This is a genomic window from Streptomyces sp. NPDC053079, from assembly GCF_044546695.1.
Taxonomy (GTDB): Bacteria; Actinomycetota; Actinomycetes; order Streptomycetales; family Streptomycetaceae; genus Streptomyces.
This window is the reverse complement of the sequence record NZ_JBITZJ010000007.1, coordinates 351,059-360,383: the sequence shown is the minus strand read 5'-3', so window position 1 is coordinate 360,383 and position 9,325 is coordinate 351,059. Positions and strand designations below refer to the sequence as shown.

The window sequence follows — 9,325 nt, the reverse complement described above, 5'->3', positions numbered from 1 at the left end:
CTACCCCCATCGAGAACCGAGAGAAGACTGAGCCATATGGCCACCACTTCGCTTGACCTGGCCAAGGTCCGCAACATCGGGATCATGGCCCACATCGACGCGGGCAAGACGACCACCACCGAGCGGATCCTGTTCTACACCGGTGTTTCGTACAAGATCGGTGAAGTCCACGACGGCGCTGCCACGATGGACTGGATGGAGCAGGAGCAGGAGCGCGGCATCACGATCACGTCTGCCGCGACGACCTGCCACTGGCCGCTTGAGGGCGTCGACCACACCATCAACATCATCGACACCCCGGGCCACGTCGACTTCACCGTCGAGGTGGAGCGTTCGCTGCGCGTGCTCGACGGTGCCGTGACGGTGTTCGACGGCGTCGCCGGTGTCGAGCCGCAGTCCGAGACGGTGTGGCGTCAGGCCGACCGTTACGGCGTGCCGCGCATCTGCTTCGTCAACAAGCTCGACCGCACCGGTGCCGAGTTCCACCGCTGCGTCGACATGATCGTCGACCGCCTCGGTGCGGTTCCGCTGGTCATGCAGCTTCCGATCGGCACCGAGGCCGACTTCAAGGGCGTGGTCGACCTCGTCCAGATGAAGGCGCTGGTCTGGTCCGCCGAGGCCGCCAAGGGCGAGATGTACGACGTCGTCGACATCCCGGACACCCACACCGAGGCTGCCGAGGAGTGGCGCGGCAAGCTCCTCGAGGGCGTTGCCGAGCACGACGACCAGATGATGGAGCTGTTCCTCGAGGGCCAGGAGCCCACGCAGGAGCAGCTGATGGCGGCCATCCGCCGCATCACGCTGGCCTCCAAGGGCGGCGCCGACTCCGTCACCGTCACCCCGGTGTTCTGTGGCACCGCGTTCAAGAACAAGGGCGTTCAGCCCCTGCTCGACGCGGTCGTGCGCTACCTGCCGTCGCCGCTGGACATCGAGGCCGTTGAGGGCCACGCGGTCAACAACGCCGACGAGGTCGTGAAGCGCAAGCCTTCCGACGACGAGCCGTTCGCCGGTCTTGCCTTCAAGATCATGAGCGACCCGCACCTCGGCAAGCTCACCTTCGTCCGGGTTTACTCGGGCCGCATGGAGGCCGGCACCCAGGTGCAGAACTCCGTGAAGGGCAAGAAGGAGCGCATCGGCAAGATCTACCGGATGCACGCGAACAAGCGTGAGGAGATCGAGTCGGTGGGTGCCGGTGACATCGTCGCCGTCATGGGTCTGAAGCAGACCACCACCGGTGAGACCCTCTGCTCCGCGTCGGACCCGGTGATCCTCGAGTCGATGGACTTCCCGGCTCCGGTCATCCAGGTCGCCATTGAGCCCAAGTCCAAGGGCGACCAGGAGAAGCTGGGTGTCGCCATCCAGCGCCTCGCCGAGGAGGACCCGTCCTTCCAGGTCCACACGGACGAGGAGACGGGCCAGACCATCATCGCGGGTATGGGCGAGCTGCACCTCGACGTGCTGGTCGACCGTATGCGCCGTGAGTTCAAGGTCGAGGCCAACGTCGGTAAGCCGCAGGTCGCGTACCGCGAGACGATCCGCAAGGCCGTCGAGCGGATCGACTACACGCACAAGAAGCAGACTGGTGGTTCCGGCCAGTTCGCCAAGGTGCAGATCGCGATCGAGCCCCTCGAGGGCGACGGCTACGAGTTCGAGAACAAGGTCACCGGTGGCCGTATCCCGCGGGAGTACATCCCGTCCGTGGACGCGGGTTGCCAGGAGGCCATGGAGTTCGGTGTTCTGGCCGGCTACCCGCTGACCGGCGTCAAGGTGACGCTGCTCGACGGTGCCTACCACGACGTCGACTCCTCGGAGCTCGCGTTCAAGATCGCCGGTTCCATGGCGTTCAAGGAAGGTGCCCGCAAGGCGTCGCCGGCTCTGCTCGAGCCGATGATGTCCGTCGAGGTCACCACCCCTGAGGACTACATGGGCGACGTGATCGGCGACATCAACTCCCGCCGTGGCCAGATCCAGGCCATGGAGGACCGTCACGGCGCCAAGCTCGTCAAGGGCCTGGTTCCGCTGTCGGAGATGTTCGGCTACGTCGGAGACCTCCGCAGCAAGACCTCGGGTCGCGCAAGCTACTCGATGCAGTTCGACTCCTACGCCGAGGTTCCGCGGAACGTCGCCGAGGAGATCATCGCGAAGGCCAAGGGCGAGTAACTGGGCTCTCGTCTCCACAGACGAGGCTCACGCCTTAGGCTTGACACCGACTGTCGGGGCATTCCCTTGCAAACCGTGAGGAATGCATCGGATGCCCCGGCGGACGGCACCCCAGCAAAGATCCCTGGCGCCGACCGAATCTAGGCGTACAGAACCACTCCCAGGAGGACCCCAGTGGCGAAGGCGAAGTTCGAGCGGACTAAGCCGCACGTCAACATCGGCACCATCGGTCACGTCGACCACGGTAAGACCACTCTTACCGCGGCGATCACCAAGGTGCTGCACGACGCGTACCCGGACCTGAACCCCTTCACGCCTTTCGACGAGATCGACAAGGCCCCGGAGGAGCGTCAGCGCGGTATCACCATCTCGATCGCGCACGTCGAGTACCAGACCGAGTCGCGTCACTACGCCCACGTTGACTGCCCGGGTCACGCGGACTACATCAAGAACATGATCACCGGTGCCGCCCAGATGGACGGCGCGATCCTCGTGGTCGCCGCGACCGACGGTCCGATGCCGCAGACCAAGGAGCACGTGCTCCTGGCCCGCCAGTCCGGCGTTCCGTACATCGTTGTCGCCCTGAACAAGGCCGACATGGTGGACGACGAGGAGATCCTGGAGCTCGTCGAGCTCGAGGTCCGTGAGCTCCTCAACGAGTACGAGTTCCCGGGCGACGACGCTCCGGTCGTCAAGGTCTCGGCGCTCAAGGCGCTCGAGGGCGACGCCGAGTGGGGCAAGTCGGTCATGGAGCTCATGACCGCCGTCGACAACCACATCCCGCAGCCCGAGCGTGACGTCGACAAGCCGTTCCTGATGCCGATCGAGGACGTCTTCACGATCACCGGTCGTGGCACCGTCGTCACCGGTCGTATCGAGCGCGGTATCCTCAAGGTCAACGAGACCGTCGACATCATCGGCATCAAGACCGAGAAGACCACCACCACGGTCACCGGTATCGAGATGTTCCGCAAGCTGCTCGACGAGGGCCAGGCCGGTGAGAACGTCGGTCTGCTCCTCCGTGGCATCAAGCGCGAGGACGTCGAGCGCGGCCAGTGCATCATCAAGCCGGGTTCGGTCACCCCGCACACCGAGTTCGAGGCCACGGCGTACATCCTCTCCAAGGACGAGGGCGGCCGCCACACCCCGTTCTTCAACAACTACCGTCCGCAGTTCTACTTCCGTACGACTGACGTGACCGGTGTTGTGACCCTCAAGGAGGGCACGGAGATGGTCATGCCCGGCGACAACGCCGAGATGACCGTCAACCTCATCCAGCCCGTCGCGATGGAGGAGGGCCTGCGCTTCACCATCCGTGAGGGTGGCCGCACCGTCGGCGCCGGCCAGGTCACCAAGATCAACAAGTAAGCTTCCGCTTGCTTGAGGGTCCTCAAGACCTGAGAAGGCCCGCACATCTTCGGATGTGCGGGCCTTCTCGCTTTTTCCCCGGCGCTTCCTACGCCTCGTACGGCAGGATCTGCCGCAGCAGCCCCTTCGGATGGCCCCGGCGCCGCCACTCCCTCGGATAGCCGATGGAGACCTCCTCGAAGCGGACCCCGTCGTACCAGGTCGTGCGCGGGATGTGCAGATGGCCGTAGACCACCGCCGCGGTGTTGAACCGCGTGTGCCAGTCCCTGGTCAGCACGGTTCCGCACCACTGGGCGAACTCCGGGTACGTCATGACGTCCGTGGGCTCGCGCACCAGCGGCCAGTGGTTGACCAGCACCAGCGGTACGGCCGGGTCGTGCGCGGCCAGCCGGGCCTCGGTCGCCGCGACGCGGGCACGGCACCAGTCGTCCGCGCCGTCGTAGGGCTCCGGGTGCAGCAGGAACTCGTCCGTGCACACCACGCCGGCCTCGTGGGCCTGGGCGAGCGACTCCTCCTTCGTGGTCGCCGTCGGCGTGCGGAAGGTGTAGTCGTACAGCGTGAACAGCGGCGCGACGGCGACCGGACCGCCCTCGCCCTCCCACACCGGCCAGGGGTCCTCCGGCGTCACCACGCCCAGGTCGCGGCAGAGCTTCACCAGCCGCTCGTAACGGGCCTCGCCCCGCAGATCGACCGGGTCCGTCTTCGGCGTCCACAGCTCGTGGTTGCCCGGCACCCACACGACCTTGGCGAAGCGGCCGGCCAGCAGGGCCAGGGTGCGCTCGACGTCCTCGAAGCGCTCGGCGACGTCGCCGGCCACGATCAGCCAGTCCTCGTCGGTCACGGGGCGCAGGGACTCGGCGATGGGGACGTTGTCGGCCATGCCGGTGTGCAGATCGCTGACGGCGAGGAGCCGTCGGCCGGGGCGGTGCGAAATCGGCTGTTGCATCGAATCCCAGACTCGCGGGCGGCTATTGGTGGTGCGTCATACGGAACTTACGGTAGGCCCTGGTGCCCGGCGTGCGGCGGGCCATATCCACCGCAGGGGGAGGGTCGGATGCCGACCGGCGAGTTCACGTACACCGGCGCATGGCGGCCCGCCCCGCCGCCGCCCCCACCGCCGCAGGACCCGGACGGGCCGGTGCTGATCGTCCACGCCCCCGACGGCCGGCCCCTGGCCGAGGCGCTCGCCGCCCACCACGCCGGCGCCGAGGTCCACCTGCACGAGGCGGGCACCCGCGCCCCGCGGCCGGCATCCGCGCCGCGCACCGTCTACTTCCTCGGCGGCCTGCGCACCGGCACGGCCGACGGCACGGCCGCCCTGGACCGGGCCGAGGAGAGGGGGGTCCGGGCGCTCTTCCGTTGCGCCAGGGACCTGCTCATACCCGCGGCCGCCACGCGCGAGCTCGACCTGCGGATCGTCACCAACGACACCTGGCCCGTCGCCGGGAGCCGCGTCCTCAATCCGCACGCCGCCTCCCTCACCGGCCTCGCCCGGGTGCTGGAGAGCGAGCACCGGCGCTGGCACGCCCCCGTTCTCGACCTCGGCCTCGGCGGCCGTCTCCCCGGCCCCGGCAGCACCGGCATGGCGCGCCTGGCCGCGCTGATCGCCGCCGAACCGGCCGAGCGGGGCCTCGACGCCGCCCACCGCGACGGCGTCCGCCACGTCAGGACGCTGCACCCGCTCACCCTGCCCGCCGCCGTGCCCGGCCGGATCCGCGACGGCGGCACGTACGCGATCGTCGGGGGCGCCGGCGGCATCGGGCTGGAGACGGCCCGCTTCCTGGCCCGCGACCACGGCGCCCGGGTGGCCCTGCTCGGCCGCTCCGCCCTGGACCCCGAGCGCGACCGCCGCATCCGCGAGGCCGATCCCGACGGCACCCGGCTGCTGTACGTACGGGCCGACGCCGCCGAAACGGCGGGCCTACGGGCGGGCCTGCGGACCGTCCGCGAGCACTTCGGGCCCCTGCACGGCGTGATCCACTCGGCGCTCGCCCACACCCCGGGCCTGGTGCGCGGCCTCGACGAGGAGGCGCTGCGCGAGAGCCTCGCCGCCAAGAGCCGCGTCAGCGTCGCACTGGCCGAGGTCCTGGGCGGCGAGGAGCTGGACTTCCTGCTGTTCTTCTCCTCCGTCCAGTCCTTCCTGGGCGACGCGGGCCTGGCCGGCTACGCGGCCGGCTCGGCGTTCCAGGACGCGTACGCGCACGCCCTCGACCAGCGGCTGCCGTTCCCCGTACGGGTCGTCGACTGGGGCTGGTGGGGCACCGTGGGCGCCGCCACCGGGGCGGAGGTCAGGGCGCGGGCCCTGCGGCAGGGCTTCCGCTCGCTCTCGCCCCGCGAGGGCTTCGAGACCGTGCTGCGCACGCTGGGCGGCCGGGACGTGCAGGTGCTGGCGCTGCCCGCCGAGGACGTCCTGCTGGCGCGGCTGGGGCTCACCGGGCGCCGTCCGGAGCGATCAGCCGCCGGCCGTTGAGCAGCTCCCGGCCCAGGAAGCTGAGGGTGTGGTACGCCCTGCCGTTGGCGCGGTGCGTGGTGATCAGCCCGGCGTCGCGCAGGACCGTGGCGTGGTGGCTGGCCGTGGCCATGGCGATGCGCACCCGGCGGGCCAGCTCGCTGGTGGTGCAGCCGCGGGCGGTCGCCTCCAGCACCTCGGCCCGGGTGCGGCCGAGCAGCGCGGCCAGCGGGGGCTCGCCGCGCCCGGCCTTCGGGCCGTGGACGTCCAGCAGCCAGGCGGGGTCGTGGACGATCGGATACACGAGCACCGGCGGAAGCTCCGGATCCCGGAGCACGGTGGGGGCGCGCCAGCAAAAGAAGGAGGGCACGAGCCGTAGCCCGCGCCCCTCCAGATAGACGTCCTCGTTCGATGGGATCGCCACTTCCAGGACGGGTGGGTTCCAGCGCACGGCCGGATGCAAGGTGGCCAGGAGATGCTCGCCGCCGCTCGTCAGCATGGACTGGGAGCGGGTGGCCCGGTCGGCGGAGATGTGCTCCCGCATCTTGCCGAGGTAGGGCCGGACGGCCAGGTCGTGGAAGGCGGTGATGCCGTCGCCGAGGGCCTGCAGCGGCGCCGCCTCCCCGCCGGCGAGGGCGCGGACGAAGTTCATCTCCCGCCGGTCCGGCGCCAGCAGCTCCAGGTCCCGGCGCAGCTGCCGGCGGGGCAGCGAGAGCATCGCGTCGAGCCCGGTCCGCAGCCCCTCGACCGCCTCGGGCGGGGTGAGGAAGTCGGGGGAGTAGCCCCGCGGCGGCGCCAGGGTCAGCAGCCGCCGCATGGGGTCCGTCAGCTGGCCGCGGACCCGGTTGCGCCACTCGCCGAAGACCAGGGGCGCCTGCCCCGTCTGGACCATGTGGGCGGCCAGCAGCGTCTCCCACAGCACGTCCGGCTCCGCGGTCAGGCGGATGCGGCCCAGGTCGACGCCGGTGAAGTGAATGCGCACGGTCTGCCCCTGCCCTCGGTGGCGTGGCTTGAACGTGGGACGGGCCGGGGAAGAGAGCGTTCCGGCCCCACCCGGAGGATAGGGCTCAGGCCCCCGAGCCGGGAGCCGGTCGCCAGACCCACGGCGCGGCGTCCGGGCCCAGGCCCACGGCGCACAGCCGGTGGCTCGCGTCCGTGACCAGCGTCGAGGTGCCCACGGCCGGGATGTCGCGGGGCGGACGGACGGGGGAGTCGCCGGACTCGGCGTCGACGAGCTGTATCCCGCCGGTCATGCCCCGGCCCAGCACCATCAGGGAGTCCCTGCCGCCGCGCCGGGGCAGCGTGGCCGCGGCGAGCGCCCCGTAGCCGGAGAAGCCCCGCAGCCCCGCGCCCGCGCTCTGCTCGACGGCGTCCTGTCCCAGCCGGAAGGCGGCCGGCTCGGCGGTGGCCGGGGTGCGGTAGACGACCGTCAGCGCCCCGTCCTGGCCCAGCGCGGCCCCCACCTGGTCGCCGCCGGGGCCCGGCAGGCCCTTGAGCGGCATGTGGCGCACCGGCCGGCCGGGCGCCTCCTGGCTCCAGTGGTGCACGGTGTCGCGGCCGGCGCCGAAGACGTGGACGCGGCTCTGCTTGTCCAGGGCGACGGTGAGGCCCTCCTGGATCTCCTGGCCGTGCAGGCTCTGCCACTTCCCCCAAGTGCCGTCGGCCTCCCGCACCCGGCTGGAGAGGCCCTTGCCGGCGTTGCGGACGAAGAGGTGGACCCGGCCGTCGGGGGTGGCGACGGCGGCGGGCATGCCCACGCGGCGGCCCCGCTCGGTCCTGCGCTCGGGGTTGCCCAGGCCCGCCCAGCCCTTGAAGGGACCGCCGGGGGCGCGCTGCTCCAGGACGACGATCTCGCGGCTGTTGGCGCGGCCCTGGCCCTCCAGCTCGGAGAAGCGCAGGGCGAACAGCAGCCGGCGCCCCTTGGCGTCCCTGACGGCCGCCAGGGACGGCGCCAGGGGGCCGCCACCCAGGTTCTGCGGCGGGCCCCAGCGGCCGCTGCCGGCGGACGTCTCCTGCCAGCGCACGGCCTGCAGGCCCAGCACGCCGTAGGCCTCCAGACGGCCCGCGCGGTCGCTGTCGGCGACGGGCAGGGCGCCGGGGTAGCGGTAGTGGGTGGAGCGGATCCAGCCCTTGCGGTTATTCAGGGGGCGCTCGCCGCCCTGGCCGTAGTCGCCGCAGCCCGTGGCGTTGCCGCACTGCCAGGACGGGTCGCCGCCGTAGGCGGTGACGAGGCGGTGCTTGTCCCCCACGACCTGGGCGGGGAGATTGTGCGGCCAGCGCTGGTTGTAGTAGCCGCGGAAGGAGTTCACGGTGAAGCGTGGCGGGTGCCCCTCGCGCCGGGTGGCGTCCGTGACCCACTGGGCGAGCGCCTTCCAGGTGAACAGCGCGGTGGGGGTGTGGTCGCGGTGGTCCGAGCACGCCCCGTAGTCGTTGTCCTTGGGGTGGGTGGCGTCGTGGACCTGGTAGTCGGGGTCCGGGTCCATGGTGTGCACCACGGTCGGCCGGAACCTCGCCATGATCGTGGCCAGCACGTCGACCACGGTCTTGTGCCGGTAGGTGCTGACGGTGGTGCAGGGCGAGTCCGCCGCGACCAGGCTCTGCATCATCGCGTAGGGGCGGTCCCACAGCTGGGGCAGCCGGGTGTTGCCCGCCGTGGAGAGCATGGCGATGTTGAGGAAGACCAGCCGGGCCCGGCGTCGGCCGTTGGCGAGCTCGTTGGTCTCGGCCCGGACTCCACCCGGAAGGTCCATGACGGACTTCTTCCATGGGGTGAACTTGTCGAGGCCGATCATCTCGGCGTAGGCCTGGCGCAGGCCCTGGTGGCGGGCGGAGGAGTAGGCCGCCTTGTCGGGGCGGGGCGGGGGCATGCCCGGGATCCAGTTCTGCCCCACGGCCTCACCGGCGGTGACGTACACGGAGACGACGGGGACGCCCGCGGAGACCAGGTGCTGGGCGTCGGGGTTCATGAAGAACAGGTCGTCGTCGGGGTGCGCCATGATCTGCAGCAGCAGGGGTTCCGCGGCGGTGGTGAAGGACTGCGCGACGCCGGGGTCGACGGGGCTTATGGCCTCGGGGGATGATGTGACCTGGTCCGAGCCGCCGCCGCATCCGGTGGCGGTGACCGCCGTGGTGGCGGCGATGCCGGCGAGTACCGCCCGGCGCGATACGCCCCTGCGCTGTGAGATGTTCAACTAAGCGACTCCTCCCGTCGTGCAGCGCGCAGTCCCCGGCTGCCCCAGCGTGATAAGGGACGGCTGGGGCTCCTCGGGGGTTGCCCTAGCCCTGACAAAGCATGCTGGGGAGTGATCCGGCCGTGACGCCAGGCCGTTCGCGACCATAGTGTCCCGT

At 70.8% G+C, this 9,325-nt stretch carries 6 protein-coding genes; 3 read left to right on the top strand and 3 right to left on the bottom strand.

Annotated features, from left to right (window positions below; genetic code table 11):
• Positions 1-36: 36 nt before the first annotated feature.
• Together fusA and tuf are read left to right on the top strand one after the other, a co-directional pair.
• A complete protein-coding gene (gene fusA, locus ACIGXW_RS26910; RefSeq protein ID WP_071961695.1) occupies positions 37-2,160 on the top strand; it encodes an elongation factor G in 2,124 nt (707 codons plus the stop codon).
• 174 nt (positions 2,161-2,334) lie between these two features.
• On the top strand, positions 2,335-3,528 hold the full coding sequence (tuf, locus tag ACIGXW_RS26905) for an elongation factor Tu (RefSeq protein WP_399575327.1): 1,194 nt from the start codon (positions 2,335-2,337) through the stop codon (positions 3,526-3,528).
• Between the two features lie 88 nt (positions 3,529-3,616).
• Here the strand turns inward: tuf and ACIGXW_RS26900 are convergent, their stop codons facing one another.
• Positions 3,617-4,474 carry a metallophosphoesterase gene (locus ACIGXW_RS26900; RefSeq protein ID WP_360909210.1) on the bottom strand — a complete coding sequence of 286 codons (858 nt, stop codon included), beginning with the start codon at positions 4,472-4,474 and terminating at the stop codon, positions 3,617-3,619.
• Positions 4,475-4,582: 108 nt separating this feature from the next.
• Here ACIGXW_RS26900 and ACIGXW_RS26895 point away from each other — a divergent pair, with 108 nt between their 5' ends.
• Positions 4,583-5,998, top strand: a complete 1,416-nt coding sequence (locus tag ACIGXW_RS26895; protein ID WP_399575326.1) for an SDR family NAD(P)-dependent oxidoreductase — start codon at positions 4,583-4,585, stop codon at positions 5,996-5,998.
• Here the strand turns inward: ACIGXW_RS26895 and ACIGXW_RS26890 are convergent.
• Both ACIGXW_RS26890 and ACIGXW_RS26885 read right to left on the bottom strand, forming a co-directional pair.
• Positions 5,958-6,959 carry an ArsR/SmtB family transcription factor gene (locus ACIGXW_RS26890; RefSeq protein WP_399575325.1) on the bottom strand — a complete coding sequence of 334 codons (1,002 nt, stop codon included), beginning with the start codon at positions 6,957-6,959 and terminating at the stop codon, positions 5,958-5,960. The two genes, ACIGXW_RS26895 and ACIGXW_RS26890, sit on opposite strands and share 41 nt — an antisense overlap.
• Positions 6,960-7,044: 85 nt before the next feature.
• Positions 7,045-9,168, bottom strand: coding sequence for a PIG-L family deacetylase (locus tag ACIGXW_RS26885; RefSeq protein WP_399575324.1), 2,124 nt, complete (start codon positions 9,166-9,168; stop codon positions 7,045-7,047).
• Positions 9,169-9,325 lie beyond the last annotated feature (157 nt).